Annotated in this window: 20 protein-coding genes; 10 read left to right on the top strand and 10 right to left on the bottom strand. The window is 63.2% G+C overall.

The features are described from left to right. Window positions 1–142 precede the first annotated feature (142 nt). A complete protein-coding gene (locus ATN38_RS22235; protein ID WP_003944172.1) occupies window positions 143–301 on the top strand; it encodes a hypothetical protein in 159 nt (52 codons plus the stop codon). A 90-nt stretch (window positions 302–391) separates the two neighbouring features. Beyond that, the gene (locus tag ATN38_RS22230) at window positions 392–1,804 is read left to right on the top strand and encodes an amidase (protein WP_218748682.1); all 1,413 of its coding nucleotides are present in this window, start codon (window positions 392–394) and stop codon (window positions 1,802–1,804) included. Window positions 1,805–1,824: 20 nt separating this feature from the next. Here the strand turns inward: ATN38_RS22230 and ATN38_RS22225 are convergent, their stop codons facing one another. Genes ATN38_RS22225 through ATN38_RS22205 form a run of 5 tightly spaced genes read right to left on the bottom strand, consistent with a single transcriptional unit; the run spans window position 1,825 to window position 7,482 of the window. Continuing rightward, window positions 1,825–4,023 carry an acyl-CoA dehydrogenase gene (locus tag ATN38_RS22225; protein ID WP_042453232.1) on the bottom strand — a complete coding sequence of 733 codons (2,199 nt, stop codon included), beginning with the start codon at window positions 4,021–4,023 and terminating at the stop codon, window positions 1,825–1,827. 4 nt (window positions 4,024–4,027) lie between these two features. Next, window positions 4,028–4,894: an SDR family oxidoreductase gene (locus ATN38_RS22220; protein ID WP_007735961.1), complete on the bottom strand. Its 867-nt coding sequence runs from the start codon at window positions 4,892–4,894 to the stop codon at window positions 4,028–4,030. 41 nt (window positions 4,895–4,935) lie between these two features. Beyond that, on the bottom strand, window positions 4,936–5,811 hold the full coding sequence (locus tag ATN38_RS22215; protein ID WP_042453234.1) for a MaoC/PaaZ C-terminal domain-containing protein: 876 nt from the start codon (window positions 5,809–5,811) through the stop codon (window positions 4,936–4,938). Between the two features lie 6 nt (window positions 5,812–5,817). Beyond that, window positions 5,818–6,249, bottom strand: a complete 432-nt coding sequence (locus tag ATN38_RS22210) for an SRPBCC family protein (protein ID WP_030535858.1) — start codon at window positions 6,247–6,249, stop codon at window positions 5,818–5,820. Window positions 6,250–6,291: 42 nt separating this feature from the next. Beyond that, the gene (locus ATN38_RS22205) at window positions 6,292–7,482 is read right to left on the bottom strand and encodes a lipid-transfer protein (RefSeq protein WP_042453235.1); all 1,191 of its coding nucleotides are present in this window, start codon (window positions 7,480–7,482) and stop codon (window positions 6,292–6,294) included. A gap of 102 nt (window positions 7,483–7,584) precedes the next feature. Between ATN38_RS22205 and ATN38_RS22200 the strand changes: the two genes are divergently transcribed. Next, entirely contained in the window at window positions 7,585–8,268 is a 684-nt protein-coding gene (locus ATN38_RS22200; RefSeq protein ID WP_042453238.1) for a TetR/AcrR family transcriptional regulator, read from the top strand. Next, window positions 8,265–8,816 carry a GNAT family N-acetyltransferase gene (locus tag ATN38_RS22195; protein ID WP_042453240.1) on the top strand — a complete coding sequence of 184 codons (552 nt, stop codon included), beginning with the start codon at window positions 8,265–8,267 and terminating at the stop codon, window positions 8,814–8,816. Before ATN38_RS22200 ends, ATN38_RS22195 begins: the two co-directional genes overlap by 4 nt. Here ATN38_RS22195 and ATN38_RS22190 read toward each other — a convergent pair. Genes ATN38_RS22190 through ATN38_RS22180 form a run of 3 tightly spaced genes read right to left on the bottom strand, consistent with a single transcriptional unit; the run spans window position 8,794 to window position 11,520 of the window. Further along, window positions 8,794–10,251: an HNH endonuclease signature motif containing protein gene (locus tag ATN38_RS22190; RefSeq protein ID WP_042453242.1), complete on the bottom strand. Its 1,458-nt coding sequence runs from the start codon at window positions 10,249–10,251 to the stop codon at window positions 8,794–8,796. The two genes, ATN38_RS22195 and ATN38_RS22190, sit on opposite strands and share 23 nt — an antisense overlap. Window positions 10,252–10,286: 35 nt before the next feature. After that, window positions 10,287–10,937 (bottom strand): DUF6308 family protein, encoded by a 651-nt coding sequence (locus tag ATN38_RS22185; RefSeq protein WP_042453244.1) that lies wholly within the window; start codon window positions 10,935–10,937, stop codon window positions 10,287–10,289. Continuing rightward, on the bottom strand, window positions 10,930–11,520 hold the full coding sequence (locus ATN38_RS22180; protein ID WP_042453246.1) for a hypothetical protein: 591 nt from the start codon (window positions 11,518–11,520) through the stop codon (window positions 10,930–10,932). The genes ATN38_RS22185 and ATN38_RS22180 overlap by 8 nt, the downstream gene beginning before the upstream one ends. Window positions 11,521–11,678: 158 nt before the next feature. Here ATN38_RS22180 and ATN38_RS22175 point away from each other — a divergent pair, with 158 nt between their 5' ends. Then, on the top strand, window positions 11,679–12,446 hold the full coding sequence (locus ATN38_RS22175) for an SDR family NAD(P)-dependent oxidoreductase (protein WP_003944195.1): 768 nt from the start codon (window positions 11,679–11,681) through the stop codon (window positions 12,444–12,446). 55 nt (window positions 12,447–12,501) lie between these two features. Here the strand turns inward: ATN38_RS22175 and ATN38_RS22170 are convergent, their stop codons facing one another. Then, complete coding sequence (locus tag ATN38_RS22170; RefSeq protein WP_116057471.1) at window positions 12,502–14,829, bottom strand: bifunctional diguanylate cyclase/phosphodiesterase; 2,328 nt, start codon at window positions 14,827–14,829, stop codon at window positions 12,502–12,504. A gap of 138 nt (window positions 14,830–14,967) precedes the next feature. Then, window positions 14,968–16,524, bottom strand: a complete 1,557-nt coding sequence (locus ATN38_RS22165; RefSeq protein ID WP_116058240.1) for a TM0106 family RecB-like putative nuclease — start codon at window positions 16,522–16,524, stop codon at window positions 14,968–14,970. A 124-nt stretch (window positions 16,525–16,648) separates the two neighbouring features. On the opposite strand from ATN38_RS22165, the gene ATN38_RS22160 reads away from it, so the two are divergent. From ATN38_RS22160 to ATN38_RS22140, 5 genes are read left to right on the top strand one after another with little or no spacing between them, the layout of a single operon-like run. Then, entirely contained in the window at window positions 16,649–17,302 is a 654-nt protein-coding gene (locus ATN38_RS22160) for a DUF6474 family protein (RefSeq protein WP_003944178.1), read from the top strand. 14 nt (window positions 17,303–17,316) lie between these two features. Continuing rightward, entirely contained in the window at window positions 17,317–17,832 is a 516-nt protein-coding gene (locus ATN38_RS22155) for a hypothetical protein (protein ID WP_003944165.1), read from the top strand. A 49-nt stretch (window positions 17,833–17,881) separates the two neighbouring features. Continuing rightward, the gene (locus ATN38_RS22150) at window positions 17,882–18,556 is read left to right on the top strand and encodes a YcnI family protein (protein ID WP_003944147.1); all 675 of its coding nucleotides are present in this window, start codon (window positions 17,882–17,884) and stop codon (window positions 18,554–18,556) included. Continuing rightward, window positions 18,556–19,074, top strand: coding sequence for a copper resistance CopC family protein (locus tag ATN38_RS22145; protein WP_003944137.1), 519 nt, complete (start codon window positions 18,556–18,558; stop codon window positions 19,072–19,074). The genes ATN38_RS22150 and ATN38_RS22145 overlap by 1 nt, the downstream gene beginning before the upstream one ends. A 4-nt stretch (window positions 19,075–19,078) precedes the next feature. Continuing rightward, window positions 19,079–20,020: a copper resistance D family protein gene (locus ATN38_RS22140; RefSeq protein ID WP_116057472.1), complete on the top strand. Its 942-nt coding sequence runs from the start codon at window positions 19,079–19,081 to the stop codon at window positions 20,018–20,020. The last annotated feature ends 95 nt before the right edge of the window (window positions 20,021–20,115 follow it).

The following is a 20,115-nucleotide window of genomic DNA, read 5'->3' as shown; positions in this document are numbered from 1 at the left end:
GGAAGACCGATTCCTGGCCCCCAGCTGGCAATGAACTTGAACTTGCCTGTGTATCAGCAATTTTCGTTGAAACTCGTCAGAACCGTGCTTAGTGTCGATGGAGTCAGAAGTTCGAAAACGCTGTAACCGAAGGACACAACACATGTTCAACGATGTATTCAACAACGTCATCCACCCGATGGTCACGAACTTCCAGCAGTTAGGCCCCCAGCAGTTCATTCCGCAGCAGTTCATCCCACAGGGAGTGTTCCAGCAGGCGCCGCAGGCAGCAGAGCAGGCAGTGACGATCTTCGGTAGCTGATACCGCAATCCACAGATAGCGCCACTCAGGGGTCGTCCGTCCAATATGCTGGACGGACGACCTGAGTGCCTCCGCCTGACAAGGATCCCCATGACCGCGAACACCCCCATCCACGCTTTCACCGACGACGCCATGGGCGACCTCGACGCCACCGGCGTCGCCGCCCGGATCGAATCAGGCGAGGTGACCGCACGGGAAGTCATGGAGGCATCGATCGCCCGCGCCGAGGCAGTGCAGGGGCAATTGAACGGTCTGGCCTGCACTGATTTCGATCGTGCCCTCGCCAGGAGCAACCGGCCCGCCAAGGGCGTCTTTGCCGGTGTCCCCACCGCGATCAAGGACAACACCGACAGCGCCGGCCTTCCCACCCAGCAGGGCAGTACCGCCTTCACCGCGATCCCCGCCAAAGCCGACAGCGATTTCGCGAAGCAGTTCCTCTCCACCGGGGCCATTTCGATCGGCAAGACCCGACTGCCCGAGTTCGGGTTCAGTGCGTCCACCGAATACATGACGGAAGAACCCGTCCACAACCCGTGGAATACGGCGTACTCGTCGGGCGCTTCCTCGGGAGGCGCAGCCGCGCTTGTTGCTGCCGGCGTACTCCCGATCGCGCACGCCAACGACGGCGGTGGATCGATTCGCATTCCCGCCGCTGCCTGCGGACTCGTCGGACTCAAACCCACTCGCGGACGCACCATCGCCGATCCGGCCGACAAGTCGATGCCGATCCGGTTGATCGCCCAGGGCGCCGTTACTCGCACTGTTCGCGACACTGCACGATGGATGTCTGCGGCTGAGAACTACTACCGCAATCCGCGACTCGCACCGGTTCGCTTGATCGAAGGACCCAGCTCAACCCGCCTGCGCGTCGGCGTGATCGCCGATTCCGTCACCGTCACCAAGACGGACGACGAGACGCGCAAGTCCGTCGAAGCTACGGCCGAACTCCTTGCAAGCCTTGGCCATCATGTCGAGGACGCAGCACTGCCCGTCGGCCCCGAATTCATCGACGACTTCAGCATTTACTGGGGCTTTCTGTCGTTTGCCATCTCCACCGGTGGCAAACAAATGCTCGGACCCGACTTCGACAAGTCCGGCACCGACAATCTCACCAAGGGCCTCTACACGCTGTACCGGAAGAACCTGGTGAAGACGCCGCGCGTGCTCTATCGTCTGCGACGGCTCCAGCAGCAGTACAGCGCCATGTTCTTGAAGTACGACGTCGTGCTCTCGCCGGCTCTGGGGCACACCACCCCCGAGCTTGGATACCTCTCTCCCGCTCAGCCTTTCGAGGAGCTTTTCGACAAGCTGATCGCGTACACATCGTTCACGCCACTGAACAACATTTCCGGAGGTCCCGCGATTTCGCTACCGATGCATCAGACCAGCAATGGTTTGCCGTTGGCTGCGCATTTCTCCGCCGATCTCGGCGACGAGCGCACGCTCCTCGAATTGGCCTTCGAACTGGAAGAGGCTCAGCCCTGGAGAAGAATCCAGGACTGAGCCCCACCCGATAAATACCCTCAGTCTCGCGGTAATCCGAGCATGCGCTCTCCGATCACGTTGAGCTGCACCTCGGTTGTGCCACCGTAGATGGTGGTGGCACGGCCCGAAATGAGTTGCTCCATCGCCTTGTCGCTTGGCTGACCTGGGATGCTGACCGCTCCGGCAGCACCCAGTTCGGCGACGACGAACTCGGCGATCGACTGGCTGATCTTCATCGCCAACAGCTTGCCGACGCTCGACGTCGTACTCACGTCGATTCCCGAAAGTTGCTTGAGCACAACGCGGGAACCGATGAGATCGATCGCCTGACTCTCCGCAACCAGCTCGCCGACACGGTAGCGTCCGATCGGGCTCAGGTCTGCCGACTTCGCGAACTTCAGCAGATCGGAGTCCGAGGCGTACGCCTCCATCTTCTGGCTGAGCGCGACGCGCTCGCCGGCCAGCGTCGTCCGGGCGACGTTCCAACCGTCGTTGACCTCACCGACCACGTTCTCGTCGGGGATGAACACGTCGTCGAGGAACACCTCGTTGAACAGCGCCGAGCCCGTCATCTCACGCAGCGGGCGGACGGTGATGCCCGGTGTCGACATATCGAGCACGAAGTAGGTGATGCCCTGATGCTTCGGCTTGCCGGCGTCCGTGCGGGCGATCAGCATTGCCCAGTCGGAGAACTGAGCAACCGTGGTCCAGATCTTCTGACCGGTGATCTTCCAACCGCCGTCGACCTTTTCGGCCTTCGTCGACAGTGATGCGAGGTCGGAACCAGCACCGGGCTCACTGAAGAGCTGGCACCACACCAGCTCACCCTGCAGGGTCGGTACTGCCAATTCCTGCTTCTGCTTGTCCGAACCATGCGCTACGACGGCCTGCACGGCCCAGGTGCCCATCAGGAGCTGCGGCATCGAGATACCGGCAGCCTTGATCTCCTGGGAGATGACGATCTGCTCGAGCGGAGCGGCGCTGCGCCCGTACGGCTTCGGCAGGTGCGGCTGAACCCAGCCGCCGTCGCCGAGCGCGATCAGCTGGTCGTCCTCGTCGAGCTCGACCAACTTGGCAAGCTCGGCCGCGATGCCGCCGCGGATCTCCTCTGCCTCCGGCGGCAGTTCGAGAACCGAAGCCCGGCTGACACCGTCAAGTGCTTGCTGCGCAACACGATTGGCTCGATCCTCGCGGGTGCCGAGAATGCCGCGGATCGAGAGCGCGCGCCGGTAGTACAGGTGGGCGTCGTGCTCCCACGTGAAGCCGATGCCGCCGTGGACCTGCACACAATCCTGCGCTACCTGCACTGCGGCGTCCGGCACGATGACTGCTGCGATATCGGCGGCAAAATCTGCCGTGTCGTCGCCCTTGTCCAATGCGCTTGCCGCATCCCACACAACGGCGCGTGCCTGCTCGAGCGCAATGCCCATCTGCGCACACTTGTGCTTGACGCCCTGGAACTGGCCGATGGGTCGCCCGAACTGCACGCGTGTCTTGGCGTACTCCGACGCAGTGGAAACGCACCAGGACATGACGCCGACGTCTTCGGCGCCGAGAACGACTGCGGCAATGGACCGTACCCGCGCCTCGGTGAGACCGTCGAGTATCCGTTCGGCGCTGATCTGAACATTGTCAGCTTCGATCCGCGCACTACCGCGCAGCACGTCGATGCTGTCCTGAACGGTGATCGCGACTGCGCTGCTCTCGAGCACCGCGTAGCGAACGCCCTCGGGCAACTGGATCGGAACCAGCAGTACGTCGGCGTGCTCACCACCGAGCACACCGTCGAGTGCGCCCGTGATCTTGTACCCACCGTCCGACGACTCGGCCGCCAACGGTGCACCCAAGGCGACTGCTGCCGTACGACTTCCGTCGATCAGACCGGGCAGGAACTCGGGTCCCGCCTTGGAATCGGCGACACCGAGAACGGCACTTGCCAATACCGTCGGAACGAACGGGCCGGGAGAGACTGTGCGGCCCAATGCTTCCAGTGCCACTGCCAAGGTCAGCAGGCCGGCGCCGTGACCACCTTGCTCTTCCGGAACCGCGAGCCCGAGAAGGTCCTGCCCGACGAGCGCCGTCCAGAACTGGGGGAACTTGTCCTCGGTCCGCGACTCCACGGCCGCGCGCACCTGCTCGGTGGTGATGGTGCGCTCGGCGAAGGAGCGCACCGAATCTGCAAGCGCGGTGTGCTCCTCACTCAGCCCGAGACCGAGTTCGTATGCGTTGCGTGCCATGCGCTTACAGTCGTTCTGCGAGGTCGGCGGTGGTCCAGGGACCCTCGCTCTCGATGGTGTTCACACCGTGCCAGCCGGCGAGTTCCGTGATGGCCCCACCCTGAACGGCATACACCTTGCCGGTCAGCTTGCAGTCCGCTGCCGCTAGATAGGCCACCAGCGGGGAGATGTTGGACGGCGCAAACGCGTCGAACTCACCCTCGGGGACCTCGGCGGCGAACAACGCGCCCATACCGGGTGTCGCCAGCGTCAGCCGAGTACGCGCGATCGGCGCAATAGCGTTGACACGCACGCCGTATCGATCGAGCTCGTCAGCGGCCACCAGAGTCAGGGCTGCGATGCCCGCCTTGGCGGCGCCGTAGTTGCCCTGGCCCGCGTTGGGCATGAAGGTACCCGAAGCCGAAGCGGTGTTGATGACCGAAGCGTTGACGGTCTCGCCTGCCTTGCTCTGGTCCTTCCAGTACGCGGCAGCGTGGTGCAGCGTCGCTGCGTGCCCCTTGAGGTGCACGGCAATGACTGCATCCCACTGGCTCTCGTCCATACCCGCGATGAAGGCGTCACGAAGAATGCCAGCGTTGTTGACCAGGACGTCGAGTCGGCCGAACTCACTGACGGCCTGCTTGACGAGGCCCTCGGCACCGTCCCAGGTGGCGATGTTGTCGGTGTTGGCAACGGCCTTGCCGCCTGCGGCAACGATCTCGTCGACTACCTGCTGCGCGGGGCCGGCATCTGCACCGGAACCGTCGTTTGCGCCGCCGAGGTCGTTGACCACGACGCTCGCACCCTCACGAGCGAAGAGCAGCGCATGCTCACGGCCGATGCCGCGTCCTGCTCCGGTGATGATCGCTACGCGACCGTCGAGACTTCCCATCAGTTCAAATTCCCATCAGTTCAGTTGTCGGACATGAAGACTCATTTGTCGGCGATGACCGCGAGGCCGTCCTTGATGACCAGGTCACCGACCGCGCTGGTTTCGTACGAGTACGACGTGGCTCCGTCTGCCGAACCCGACTTGTAGAACACCGTCTCGATGTCCTGGGTCGGGAGCACAGGCTTCGCGAATCGCACTGCGAGACGGCGCAACCGCTCGGTCTCGCCGCCTGCCAGTTCGGTCAGGGCTCCCCACGACGTGAACGCCATCGTGCACAGTCCGTGGTTGATGATTCCGGGGAGCCCGGACATCCGAGCGATCTCCTCGTCAAGGTGGATCGGCATCGGATCGCCGGAAGCCGGTGAGTACCGGAACGTCTGGTCCTCGTCGATGTGCTGATTCACCACCGCTGCGGGACTACCAGCGCGAAGAGCGTCGTCGAATCGGTGTTCGGGAGCCTTCTCGCCCAGTCCGGGGCCCGCGTCGACCTTGCGGAAGAACGCTGTCATCCATTGCTCGTTGACCAATTCACCCTTGTCGGTTTTGGTTTCGACGTAGATGACGACGGTGGACCCGTTGTCCCGGCCCTCGAATCCGATGGGCTTGGCGCGAGCGACCAGATGGTCGCCAGGGTAGATCGGACGGTGGAACAGGAAGTCCTGCTCACCGTGAACGAGCTTCATCAGCAGTTCGACCGGCGCCACCGACAGCGCAGCGGGTGCCATCGACATGAAGACGGGAACCACCGCGAAGACCGGCGGAGCGATCTCGCCCTTCAGATGTCGCTCGATGGGATCGTTGGTGGCAGCGGCGTATTCGGCGATACGCTCGGCTGTCACCTCGAAGTGCTCCGGATCAGTCCATACATCCAGTCCGGAAGTATCGAATTCGACCGCGTTGATCTTCGGTGTCGTCATCGAGCGTTATCCGACCAGCTCGGCGAACTTCGCCAGCGAGGCCTCGAGATCAGCCTTGGCGTTCTTGGCGACTGCCTTGCCGATCGGCCCGACGATCATGGTGCCCTTGAAGCTGGCGTCGACGGTTGCCTTCGAGCCCGCACCGTCGGCCTCGACCGAGAGGATGAATTCGACGGTGACGCCGGCCATTCCGGTTCCGGCGATCTTCACCATCTTCGGAACCTCGACCTCTTCGACGGTCCACTCGATCTTGTTGGCCATACCCATCACGGAGACGACCTCGGTGAACTTGGCGCCCAACGCGACCTCGGTGGGGAGTTCACTCTTCCAGCCCTGGTGAATGGTGAGCCACTCTTCCCAGCGCGACAGGTCGGAGAGCGCATCCCAGGTCTTCTCGGGGGATGCGGGCAGTACAGCGGAGACGGAAACGGAAGCCATGATGAAACTCCTAGTGGGTAGCTAGCGGGTTGAGGGTGTGATTCAGCGTGCGTAGGGCTTGTATGCGGTCACGACAACTGCACCGCCGAGTCCGATGTTGTGCTGGAGGGCGACCTTCGCGCCGTCGACCTGACGCTTGTCCGCGGTTCCGCGGAGCTGCCAGGTGAGTTCGGCGCACTGCGCGAGGCCTGTTGCTCCGAGGGGGTGGCCCTTCGAGATAAGGCCGCCGGACGGGTTGACCACCCAGCGTCCGCCGTAGGTGGTGTCGTCGGCGTCGACGAGCTTGCCGCCGTCACCTTCGGCGCACAGTCCGAGCGCCTCGTAGGTCAGCAACTCGTTGGTGGAGAAGCAGTCGTGGAGTTCGATGACGTCGACGTCGTCGGCGGTGATCCCGGCCTGGGCGTATACCTTCTCGGCGGCCTTGCGGGTCATGTCTGCGCCGACGAGGCTGATGGCGCTCTTGTCCTCGAAAGTGCTGTTCATGTCGGTGACCATGGCCTGCCCGACGATCTCGATCGCCTGAGCAGCGAGGCCGTGCTTCTCGACGAATGCTTCGCTGGCGATGATCGCCGCGCCGGATCCGTCCGAGGTGGGCGAGCACTGGAGCTTGGTGAGCGGCCCGTGAATTTGGCGCGCTTCGAGGATCTGCTCGAGGGTGTACTCGTCCTGGAACTGGGCGTACGGGTTGTTGAGCGAGTGCTTGTGGTTCTTGACGGCGATCTTCGCGAACTGCTCGGCAGTGGTTCCGAAGCGTTCCATGTGCTCGACGCCCGCGGCGCCGAACATGTACGGAGCGGGCGGCATCGCGAACTCCTGAAGCTCGGCCAGAGCGAGGAGGTGCCGCATGAGTGGCTGTTCGCGGTCGTCGTAGGTGGATCCGAGGGACCCGGACTGCATCTTCTCGAAGCCCAGCGCGAGTGCGCAGTCGGCCTGGCCACTCTTGACCGCCTGCGTGGCGAGGTAGAGCGCGGTCGATCCCGTCGAACAGTTGTTGTTGACGTTGACGATGGCGATGCCCGTCAGACCCAGCTCATAGACAGCCCGCTGACCTGCGGTGGACTCGCCGTAGACATAGCCGACATATGCCTGCTCGACCTCGGTGTAGTCGATACCCGCGTCTTCGAGCGCCTTGGTACCCGACTCGCGTGCCATATCCGGGTAGTCCCACTCGCGGGCTCCCGGCTTCTCGAACTTCGTCATGCCGACGCCGACGACAAAAACCCTGTTACTCATTGCCACTCCTGAAGAGAACGGTATCTGTGTGTGACACGCTGTCCCACCAAAGTATGTGAGACATCTTGTCCAGTCAATGGCGGGGTGAGTATCGTTCGATTTATGACAAAAACAGCCGAGTCGGCGCAGCCCGACGGGCGCAGCACTCGCTGGAACGATCACAAGGAGCAGCGCAAAGCGCGGATCCTCGACGCAGCACTCGATGCAGTCAACGAAGGTGGCGCCGACGTCGGCGTCCAGCAGATCGCCGAGCGCGCCGACGTCCCCCGCTCTGTTGTCTACCGGATTTTCAAGGATCGAGCCGACCTCGACGAGCAGCTGCGAGTCCGCATCCTCGAGATGATGATGACCGACCTGGCCCCCACTCTCACGCCGCAGGGCACCGTCGGCGAGGCCATCTCACGGGCCGTCGAGACCTACCTCCAGTGGATTGTGAAATATCCACGACTGCACCACTTTTTAGGCAAGGGCTCGCCGAGTACGCGGGCCACCGGTTCGAAAGTGGTGACCGGAACCAAGACGGCAATCGCCGTCCAATTGGGAAATTTGTTGGGCACGATCCTCACCAGCCGTGGCAAACCGTCGAAGATGGCTGAGCCCTTGGCTTTCGGCGTCATCGGATTGGTCGACGTCAGCGTCAACCGTTGGCTCAGCCAGCCGGGTTCCGATGTGACCAGTGCGGAATTGGCCGAATTCCTCGAACGCTCCATCTGGCAAGTCCTCGACGGCAATCTCCGGAGCATCGGTGTCGACATAACGCTGTCGACCCCCATCGCCGACCTGTGACAGTCACCGAACTACCCTGGACACTCGACGGACGGGGACTTCAACTGATCCAGGTTCCATCACTCGCCCTGCACGCACTGGGTGAAGACAACGCCACTCTTGCAATGGAACTCGCACCCAACCTCCTGACCCCGTATCTCCTCGGCGAAGAATGCCAGGGCTTGTGGCGCTACCGGAGCAAGCAGATAGCAGAGAATCCCCTCGACAGCGCGTGGATCACCCGCATCGCAGTCGATGCCCGCACCTCGACGCCGGTGGGGTTGGCCGGATTCCACGGTCGCCCCGATGCGCGCGGGATGGTGGAGGTCGGATATCGCATCGACCCGGCGTTCCGGCGTCAGGGCTACGCACGAACCGCCCTCGAGATACTTCTCGACGTCGCAAGTCGCGAATCCGAAGTACACACCGTTCGAGCGACCATCAGTCCGGACAACATCGCATCACGAAATCTGATCAGCCAGTACGGTTTCAACGAAGTCGGTGAGCAGTGGGACGAAGAAGACGGTCTGGAGACCATCTTCGAAGTCAGTGCCTCTCCGGAACCGTGACAGCCGTCAACCCGCTGGTTTTATCCGTCCAGTGAATGGCACGGTCCTCCAGCATCACCGGCGTCCACAACCTGTATGTCTTCACCTGATGGTGATGACGACACAGGCATTGGAGGTTGCTCGCAATGGTCCACCCACCACGTCTCGGATCGGAAGGATCGAACTCGGTGATGTGGTCGAGTTGGCACCTGTTCGCGGGCACCGAACAACCAGGGAACCGGCAGTGACCGTCGACGGCCCGCACCAATGCGGCCAGAGCCGCTCCCGGAGCATAGGTCAGCGCGCCGGGAGGTGGATCGTGCTGGGCGCCGTGCCCATCCGATCTTCGAACGATGTCCGGGGATCGCGCGACCAACCGTTGCATTGCCCGAATCCGATCCCCGCAGCCGTTCGGTTCGCGACTTGGGCGATCACGTCGGGTGACAAGCGGCAGGACAGTGGGAGCATGCTGCCGACGCGGTCGATTCCCCGCGACCTGGGCGCGGAAATCGACGAACAAGGCCTGCCAGGTGGAATCAGCGGAGAGCTCGCGAGCAAAATCAGGATCGATCGGCCCGTATCCGTCGATGCTCGCGGGATCTGACGTCAATCCGAGGAGCGTCGCCAGATCACACACGATGTGCAACAACGGCTTCCGACGTGAGGATGCAGTCGATCGAGCTGCTGGGGATACTGCCTCGCACGTTTCGCTGCCACACTGGCAAGTCAGCCCCTGTTCGCCGTGCAGGAGAGCTACCAGTGCGTCGGCCCTACGGGTCGAGACATTTCGTGGATCGTGGTTGCAGACGCTTCCGGCGGCCTCGTTGATCAGGCCAAGCGCTTCGACGGCCTCGGTCGCACTGAGTGTTGCCTGCAACTGGGCGAGTCCGTGACGGTCTGCACGCGTGCGAACATCGCGGTGTTCCAGCATCTTCCGGCGACGTTCGGCGGCAGCATCCGGATCGTAGGCAAAAAGCTGGCGCTCGATGTCGCGCTCCAGTTGCCCGGGCGGAAGACGGTGCGCCGAGGCAAGTACCCGGCGCTCGAGTGCTGCGATCGCCTCCGGATCGGCCCCGGTGAGTCCGTCGACAATCTTGCGCACACGCGCATAGTCCAGCTCGCCGGCAGCGAAGGCGGCCTTGGTGAGCGGAAGGAACTCCCGTAGGGCATCACCGATCTCGATGTGGACTTCGGCAGTACGACGCGAGCACGTGAGCATGACCGCGATCTCGTTGCACGCGATCCGCCACGCCTTGTCGACATCACCGGACACGTCGAGTTCGGCGTTGAATCTCGACTCCGACAACATGGATGCACCGAGCACCTTTTGCGCGGCTAGCATGTTCTCGCTCTGCGCCGTCGCAAAGAGCATGTCCGGTAACACGAGTGGGTCGACGACAGGACGGCCGTCATCGACGGATGTCCCCACACCGCTCGTCAATCCATCATCGAACATACATTCGATAATAGACCCACCCACCGACAAGAAAGCTAGAGTGCCGGTTTGTATCCCTTACCCTGCATCCACGCCAGCACGTCCAACACCCTGATGACCGGAACGGATTCGTCGAGACCTGCTCGTGCACGTAGATCGAGGAGTCGACTCTGCAACTCGTCTTCCCGTATGGCTACGCGAACGGGTTCCAGGTGGGCCGACTTCGTTCCCAACTCCCGCCCGATGACGTCGTCGTAGATCGGGAAGAGTCGCGGACGCTTGCGCGCGATCAGTTTGGACGCCATGGTTCGCCCGACGCCGTGAATCTCTCGAAGCGCCGTCTCCAACCGCCACACCGGAGATTCCGGAGTGAAGGGATCGGCTTCGTTCGACAGATCGCGATCCGGGCCCACGTCCGCCAGGAGTCGGTTCAGTTCGGCATTGTTCTCCCCGAGCAGGAAGAAGGCTCCTTGCGCCGGAACCTGAACCGACAGAAGCGTCACCGCAACAAGATCTTCCGCGGTGAAGATGTTCGCATCACGATCGCGATTGCCACTGGGATCCCAGGAATCCCACAACGCACCGGTTCGGAGATAACCGGTCTTTCGGAGCGGCCTCGTGAAATATTCCTGCAGCACGTCGACCGCGCCGGCATCGTCCCCGTCTCGCAGCACACGCGGGAGTCGGATGGGCAACTGATCAACCATGGTCGAGCGACCTTTCCAGTACATATTTGGCGAACCCGGCGTTGTGATACTGCCGAAATGGGCCCTTGCCCTTGGCAACAAGATGCTCCGCGAGCGGACGAACCGTCGTCATGTCGACGGGCAGTTGAGCAAACTGTTCCAACGCATCCGAGTCCTCGAGACTGCAGTCGATCACGGTCCCGTCGCTGTCGGCGGACGCCAACTCGGTGCGTCTGATGGCGACCAGATCGTGCTTGGCGTCGAGTTCTTCGATGCTGCAGCCGGTTCGCGATTCCAGTGCCGAACTGGATACGTACACGGACATGACGTGCTCGATCGGCTTACCGCCGACCAGATGGCACTCGACGCTCAGAATCTCCATCGGACCGATATTGAGCGTGAACAAGCGATGGCGCTCCGCGGATCGGTTGGTCGACGGCAGGCAACTGATCGTCCACTGTTCGATCTCGACGGCGGCCGGAGCGTCGAACGCGTAGGAGAGAACCTCGGCAATCAGCTCGGCAAGATCTTCGAAGAGAGGGTCGCGCTGCAACCGCTCGAAATTCTCGACAGAAGCGGCGGGACGCACAGGCGCCTTGCTCACGCAGGTCCCCTCTCGTCCGGTGCTTTGCTCTCAGACCTCGCGTCCAAGGTACTCAGCCCTACGCGGGTCTCGCGCGTTCGCCCTCACATACACCCTCGCGTTATGGTTCTCGACACGTACCACCGCCTTACCGATCGCTAACTCGAGGAGCACACGAAGTGGAAATCAAGGGAACCGCAGCACTGGTCACCGGAGCGGCATCAGGCCTCGGCGCCGCAACAGCCAAGCGCCTCGCCGACGCCGGCGCTACCGTCTTCGGCCTGGATCTGCCCGCGTCGATCGAGCGCGCAGGCGACAACGTCCCCGCCGGCGTCACCCTCATCCCCACCGACGTGACCAGCGGCGAAGAGGTCGAAGCAGCGATCAACCAGATCGTCGAGTCGGGCTCCCCGCTGCGCATCGTCGTCAACTGTGCCGGTGTCGGCTGGGCCGGACGCATCCTGTCCAAGAAGGGTCCGCACGACCTCGAGCTGTTCCGCACGGTCATCACCGTCAACCTGCTCGGCACCTTCAACGTCATGCGCCTGGCCGCCGACGCCATCGCCAAGACCGAGGCCGTCGACGAGTCGGGCCAGCGCGGCGTCGTCATCAACACCGCTTCCGTTGCTGCCTTCGAAGGCCAGATCGGCCAGATCGCGTACTCCGCCTCCAAGGGCGGCGTGCACGGCATGACGGTTCCGGCTGCCCGTGACCTTGCGCAGTTCGGCATCCGCGTCAACACGATCGCTCCCGGCATCATCGACACCCCGATGCTCGCAGGCGTCACCGACGAGTACCGCAAGGGCCTCGAGGCCGGCGTTCCGTTCCCGTCGCGCCTGGGCCAGCCGTCCGAGTACGCGCAGCTCGCGCAGATGATCGTCGAGCACGACTACCTCAACGGCGAGACCATCCGCATGGACGGCGCACTGCGCATGGCGCCGCGCTAACCTCCCTGCTGTGCGCCTTTATTAACCGCCCGCGGTTAATAAAGGCGCACAGTTGTCAGAACGAATGAAAATACCCACCGTTGGAGTGGGCAGTTGCGCTGAGGTACTCGGCCACTTCCTTCGCCGGCATCGGTCGGCTGATGTAGTAACCCTGAACCAATTCGCAACCGGCGGTAAGCAAGAGCCTCAGCTGGTCGGCCGTCTCCACGCCTTCCGCCAATGACTGCATACCGAGCGCCTTCGCCACCTCGACCACCGAAGTGACAACTGCCGAATCACCCTCGCTCAGTTCGGTGATGAACGACCGGTCGATCTTGAGGATGTCCAACGGCAGTTTCTTCAGACTCTCGAAAGACGAATAGCCGGTTCCGAAGTCGTCCAGGGCAATCGCAATTCCGGTGGCACGCAGGCGATCCAACTCGGCGACGGCAAGCTCCTCCACTGCTCCCGTCTCTGTGATTTCCAGCTGAAGCCGTTTGCCGGAAAGACCGCTTGCCTCCAGCGCATCGTTCACGGCCGATCCGAACCCGGACGACATCAGTTGCACCGGAGAGACGTTCACCGTCACGTAAGTGTCGTCGGGCCACGTCGCGGCTTCGGCGCACGCCATGTTCAGTACCTGAAGCCCCAGAGGGACTATCAGGCCGGTCTCCTCCGCGACATCGATGAAAATGTGCGGTGCAAGCACGCCCCGCACCGGGTGATTCCAGCGAAGCAGTGCCTCGAAACCCTCGACGCGGCCGGTGTCCGCACGAACCTGCGGTTGGTAGTACAGCTCGAACTGCCGAGACTCGATCGCAAGCCCAAGTTCTTGCAGGGCCGATGCTCGCTCCCTGGCCCGCGCCCGCAGCACCGGTGAGTATCTTCCTACCCGGTTCTTGCCGGCGGATTTTGCCGCATACAGCGCCAGGTCGGCGGACATGACAAGCGTGTCCGCGTCTTCGGAATCTGCGGGTGCGCCGGCATAGCCGATCGATGCACGAACCTCGATGCGATTCCCCCGCACGTAAAACGGCTCACGCAATGCATCCAGATAGCGAGCGAACACCTCTCCGCCGTCCCCTGTTCCCCGCAAGACGACGCCGAATTCGTCACCACCGATTCGCGCACACATGGCGCCGTCGACCACCCGATTGAGCCGTGCAGCAACGGAAATCAACAATTTGTCACCGACAGGGTGCCCTAACGTGTCGTTCACCGACTTGAAATTGTCCAGGTCGAGGATTCCGACAAGGACTTCCTCGCCGGTTCGGACGGTGCCGAGCGCGTCGGACAGCTCCGAGCCGAACGTCCGGCGATTCGGGAGCCCGGTCAGTCCGTCGGTTGCAGCAAGCCACAAAATTCGCCGCTCGTAGTTGTACTTCTCGGTGATGTCCGAGCCCACGCCTCGCCAACCCACGAACTCCGTGGCCTCGGATAGCCTGGGATGACCCGACAGAGACCACCATCGGTCGACGCCGTCGACACGAACGGGAATGACGACCTCTCGAAACGGCATGAGGCGGTCGAGGTGATCTCCGATGACCTGGACCGCGGCTCGGCCACTCTTCGTCGAACCCACGTCGAGCCGATCCAACAATCCGCGCAGCGACAGGGTTCGCAAGTCGGAGACGGGAACTCCCGAGATCTGCGACAGCCGAGCGGAGGTGTGCGACAACGTCCCGGTGGTGTCGACTTCCCACAGCCAGTCGCGTGACCCACCCTCGAAATCGTCGAGAAGCAAACTGACCGTCTGGCGCTCGGCAGCAGCCTCGAACTCGGCAAGACAACGACTTCGGAACGACGCCCAGAGGTACACGACGCCGATAATCAGTGTCACCGAGTACACGACCAACTGGAACGAGAGGACAGCGTATTCCGTGGTTCTCTTGGGCAGGATAACGACGAGCAATCCGATGCTGTGCACCAGAATCCACGCTACCGCTATCGACCGAACCGTCGACAATGCTACGGCGCCGGCGCCCATGACTCCGGCGAATGTCGCTATAAGCACAAGCTTTCGCGAGTTGTCCGTCACGGGAAGCATCGCGGCGGCGAGAACGACAAGCAGAAGCCCAAGGAGGATCACCTCGAGCATGAGCGCCCAGTAGTCGTACCTCGTCGTATGTTTGGGCGTGTACCGGCCCTTCAGGACGACTCGCGGTATCCAGACGCGCACCGAATTGAGGACGACCAAGAAGGCCGCAGAACCCCAGATCACCCGAAACTCGTTGTGACCGGGGGGTACGACATACACAAGCAAAGCGCACACGCTGAGTACATTGACCATGTTGGCCAGTGGCGCGACCGTCGTCACCTGCAGTATCTGGCGTGCGAAGAGGTCGCGCCGCTCGACGTCAGACAGTTCGGCGTCGCTCGCACTCGAAGTCAGCCTGCTCAGCATGCAACACCCTCCATCGTGGAGCCGACCAGATGAAGGTAGCGCGGATGCGGGTTCCGGACACACGATGACGAGAAACTACGAGTTGAAACATACTGTTCAATAGGATGTTTCAGACAATCGCGACAGAACGGATCAGCACTACAACTCGGAAGCCAGCGGAATTTCCTTCTCCGCGCGGTCCGTCATCCACTCACGGAGGACCTTGGTGGCAATGACGTCGTCCTCGTTGTACTGCAGGATGCGTGTCCGCTGCGTCTCGTCCGGCTCACCGTCGTAGCCGACCGCCTCGCGGTACCACGCCATCGACGCTTCACCCCCGGCCTCGGCGTCACGCCAGTTGAAGCCGGCGACGGGCGCAATCTTCTTGAGCCCCTTGCCGTTCGGGCAGATGAACTGATCACTCACTGCTTGATAAATGTCGACCCACTGCGGACTGTCGATGAACTCGCGAATCTCGTCCTTACTCGGAATCCCGGGTTCACCGGCAAACCTGCGCGCCGAGTCCAACAACCACTTGTCCTCGGCTGAACGCGAATAACAGTATGCGGCAAAGGTTTTACCCGAAGCAGCGGCCGCGGCACGCTCCGCCATCAGCCAGCCCCAGAACTCTGCGAACGACCGCGCCTCGTCACGCGTCGGCAGCGGATCCCACGTCGCAAATCCTCGATACATCGAGAAGCCACCGACATTGAGCAACGTCCCCCACAGGTACGCGCCGTGCTCCTGATAGCTCTCCATGTCGACGTCGATCTCGATGTCCGCCCGAGTCACCGAGATCTTCTCGAACCGCCGCACCAACGGAGCATCTGCCAACCACGCCTTGGCGATCACGACTGCGTCGTCGAAATTTCCGTGCGGCCAATCCTCGAGCGGCTCACCGTCCCAGGCGGCCAGCTGATCGATCGTGTTGCAGCCGACGTCGCGCAGAAGCTCGGCCCGCGATCCGACAGCCACCAGGCTGACGTCGCGGTTGCGAACCAACTCCTGCTTGCATTCGGTCCACCACGGGCACGACTTGCACTCGCTCACCTGTGACGGAGACGTCAGCACCTCACCGCGGGCCACAGCGATACGGTCGGCGAAACGCTTGTCGTAATCGTCGAGAATCGCGCTGAGGTCGTGGACGAGGATGCAGTCTCCGTTGTATCCGATCGCGCCTGCCGTCAGCGACGGGCTCGCCAGCCCACGACGCTCGAGCATCCGATAGACCTGCGCGACGCGCATCTGATCGCGGACCTGACTGCGGACCTTGCGTTTGGGATCGGCCGCTGGCTCCCATTCGAAGAGCCCCGAGGTGATCGCGCCCTGGCCGGGATCGGTCACCTTGTGATTGACGACAATGACGGGGATGTACCCGCCACCCTCGTCGTCACGGATCAGCATTTCGCAGCGGCCCTTGCGTCCGGTGTCGCGCTCGACCGGCAAGACCGCGCCCCAGATCCGGTCTGCGCCGGCCTCACAGGCAGCCAAGGTGTCGCGAGCCTGAGCCGACGCCGATTGATCAGGGTTGATCTTCACCCAACGCTCGGGAGCAGCGCCGATCACGAGTTCGGCGATCTCCGCGCGCTTCGCGATCGCGGCATCCTGGCGCTGCTTGACGCCGGTGTCGACGGGCTCCGAAGCCGATTTCCCGGGAAACAACCCGTCCAGACGCACCCGATGACGGCATCGGGTCAACGCCCCCGAATCGATGATCGGGAGCTGGGGCGCGGGGTTGTTAACGGAACACACGATGACGAAGATTATGTGCTCCCCTAGGCTGAAGCCGAAGCGCAGGTACCTGGCAACACACAAACACCTGGAAACGGGGTCCTTTTCGATGGGGTTGTTCAAGAAGCGAAAGTCTCGTGCCACCCGCAAGGCGGAGGCAAAGGCTCTCAAGCACAAGGCTGAGGTCGAGGCGAAGCTCAACGCCAAGAGCCAGCGTAAGCGCGACAAGGTCGAGACCAAGTCGCTCAAGAAGCTGGAGAAAGCCGAGATCGAGTCACAGCACAAGATCGAAAAGGCGCAGATCGCGACCCTGAAGGCGCAGGAGAAGGCCGCTGCGAATCAGGGCCTGACCGTCGCCAAGGTGCGTAAGTACCTGGGAGTGGCACGTCTGCTTGCCCCCGTTCTCCTGCCGATCGCTTACCGCGCAGCCACGGCGGTGCGCGCCCAGCTCGACACCACGCGTGCACAGAAGATGGGCATCGCCGTCGACCAGCTCGGTGACTACACCGGTCACGGCGCGAAGTTGAGCGCTCGTATCGCCGGCGCCGAGAGCTCGGTCACCGAGATCCTCAGCCGCAAGCCCGACGACGCGGAGACGCAGCGTTTCGCCGCCGCCATCCGTGAGCGCCTCGGCGACCTCAGCACGGCAGTTCGCGCTGCCGAGCAGATGCCGCAGGCTCGCCGTAAAGCAGCTCACCAGGCGATTTCTTCCGAACTCGACGGCGTCGAAGCAGATCTGCTCGCACGTCTCGGCGTGCGCTAGACCTGAGAACGCCAGTGAGAGCAGCCGAGCAGACCGCGACCCTCCGGGGGACAGCTGTCGGTTCCGCTTCGGCTGCTCTCGCTGTCGCCGCGCACGGGATCGGCGGAGGCGAGCTGCCACAGTCGTCGTCGCTGACCCTGCTGCTCGCCGTCTGCGCAACCGTCGGCGCCGTGACGGCCACCCTTCCCGCCCTCTCACGGGGGCCCGCTGCCTTGATCGTTGCTCTGGGTCTGGGTCAGTTGGCCGCGCACACCACCATGACGCTCTCCGAGCACGCTCATTCGCCCGCTCCGGGATTGGTGATGCTCGGTGCTCACGCCGGTGCCACCGTCGCTTGTGCGGTGGCGGTCCTGGCCGCCGAGCGCCTCTACCGAGTTGTCACCCACGCTCTCCACGTCGTCCTGGCGTCTCTGGCTCCCGCCGCTGTCACTTCCCGCGGCCACACCGTCTCGACCGGAATCCATCACGGACCTGTCGACGCTCTACTTCGCGCCAGCATCTCGCGGCGCGGTCCTCCTGCCCTGGTCTGAAGATTCGTAGAATGCCCCCCTTCACCAGACCAAGAGGACACTTCCCGACATGAAGAACACCTTGATTTCGCGCGCGGTTGTCACGACCGTCGCTACCGGCAGCGCCGTGCTGCTGGCCGCCGGAATTGCTTCAGCACACGTCAGCGTCGTCGCACCAGGAGCTGCGCAGGGCGGATACTCCGTTCTCACGTTCCGCGTGCCCACCGAATCCGACACCGCTTCGACCACCAAGCTGACGGTGGCGCTCCCCGACCTCAAGTCGGCACGCACCGAACCGATGCCCGGCTGGACCGCCGTCGTGGAGAAGGACCCCACCTCGTTGGTCGCCAAGTCAGTGACGTGGACCGCCGACCCCGGCGTCGGAATCGCCCCCGGCCAGTTCCAGCAGTTCGTCCTTTCTGCCGGCCCGCTGCCGGAGCAGGACGAGGTCGAGTTCAAGGCCGTCCAGACGTACAGCGACGGCAACGTCGTCAACTGGGATCAGGAAGAGCTTGCCGACGGCAGCGAGCCGGACAAGCCCGCCCCGACGCTGACTCTCGCCGCGTCCACCGGCGATGCCCACGGAGCCCCCTCTGCCGATAACACTGCCGAGACGTCCGCCGCATCCGAAGCCTCTGACTCTTCGTCGGACAACACCGCCCGCTGGCTCGGCGGCGTCGGCCTGGTGCTCGGCGCGTTGGGCGCTGCACTCGGCCTCGGCGCACTGGTCAGGAGCAAGCGCTGATGAGTACCCGGATCAAGGTCATCGCCGTCGGCATGCTCGCGATGCTGGCCACGATGCTCGGAATGGGCACGGCCAGTGCACACTCCGCGGTGGTCGGCTCCAACCCGGAAAACGGTGCGTCCATTCAGGTTGCGCCTGACACGGTTTCGGTCACGTTCAACGAGGCTCTGCAGGCACAGTTCGCGGCGCTGACCGTCACCGGTCCCGACGGCAACCTCTGGACCAAGAGCGATCCGTCCGTCGAAGGACCCACTGTCAGTGCAGACCTCGGCGATCTCGGGCCGACCGGCGTCTACACCATCGCGTACCGAGTCACTTCCGCCGACGGTCACCCCGTCAACGGAACTCTGACCTTCACCCTCACCGAGGCGGGGTCGGGCACTCCCGGCGCTGCTGCTGCGTCGAGTACGGGTGAGTCGGAGTCCGGCAGCATGCCGGTGTGGATCTTCATCGTCGCCGGCGTCGTCGTGTTCGGCGGTGCGCTGTTCTTCGTGCTCCGTAAGCCGAAGTCGAGCTGATCGCGTGACGGGTACGGCAAACAGGTGGTGGTTGCTGTTTGCCGTACCCACAGCTCTGCTAGGAGTCCTGATCGCCTGGGCCCTCGCCAGCCCGTCGGGACCCGAATCGTCGAGCACGGTCCGCGTTCTCGCGATCGGATGTGGTTCGTTGACGCTCGGCATCGCGACGCTCGCCTGGATGGGCCGCAGCGAACGCCGCCCGGCAACAACCCCCGCCGTCATGTGGACTCAGCTCACCGCGGTGGCAGCAGTGTGGCTCGTCGCCGAGATCACGCTCCTCGTGCTCAATGCCGCAGCGGCCGACGGCGCCCCGGTCACCTCGCTGACCATCGGGCACTTCGGCGCATTCGTCTCCGAGGTCAACGTCGGCCGCGTCGGCGTCGCGATCATCGCGTGCGCGTTTGCCGTCGTCTGTTACGGCATCTACGGATTCACCAATCCCGAGACGGTGCCCGTCGCACCGGCATTGGTCGTCTCCGCGTTGGCGCTCGCTGCCCGCCCGATCACCGGGCACATGGCGCAGCAGAGCTTCGGATCGATCCTCGACGCCGTTCACGTCCTCGCTGCGGCCTTGTGGTTCGGCGTGCTCGCCGCACTCGCGCTTGCCGTACCGTCGCGCGGTGCCTGGGCGATCTGGTTGCCCAAGTACTCCGCTCTCGCCTGGCGATGCGTCCTCGCGCTGGTCGTCACCGGTATCGTCAACGCCGTCGTGCGACTCGACTCACTCTCCGCCTTCTACGACACCGCATACGGCCGGGTGATCCTCGCCAAGATCGTGGCGATCGGACTGCTCGTCGCCCTGGGATGGTGGTGGCGCCGGACATGGGTGGTCGCGAGCGCTGCACACCGCATGAGTTCGGACGGATCTCTGCGTCGCGCCATCGGTGAAGTTGTCTTCATGGCCATCGCATTCGGGCTTGCCGCGGCCCTTGCGACAACTGCGTAAGACGTGCCTCAGCGCGACATTTCGTGACCCGCACATTTAACGTTTCACGTCGAGATTTAACCTCTACGTGAGTTTATTTTCCCAGCTTGCGGCGG

It is taken from the genome of Rhodococcus sp. FH8 (assembly GCF_019266085.1).
Classification (GTDB): Bacteria; Actinomycetota; Actinomycetes; order Mycobacteriales; family Mycobacteriaceae; genus Rhodococcus_F; species Rhodococcus_F qingshengii.
This window is presented reverse-complemented; position numbering and strand designations above follow the sequence as displayed.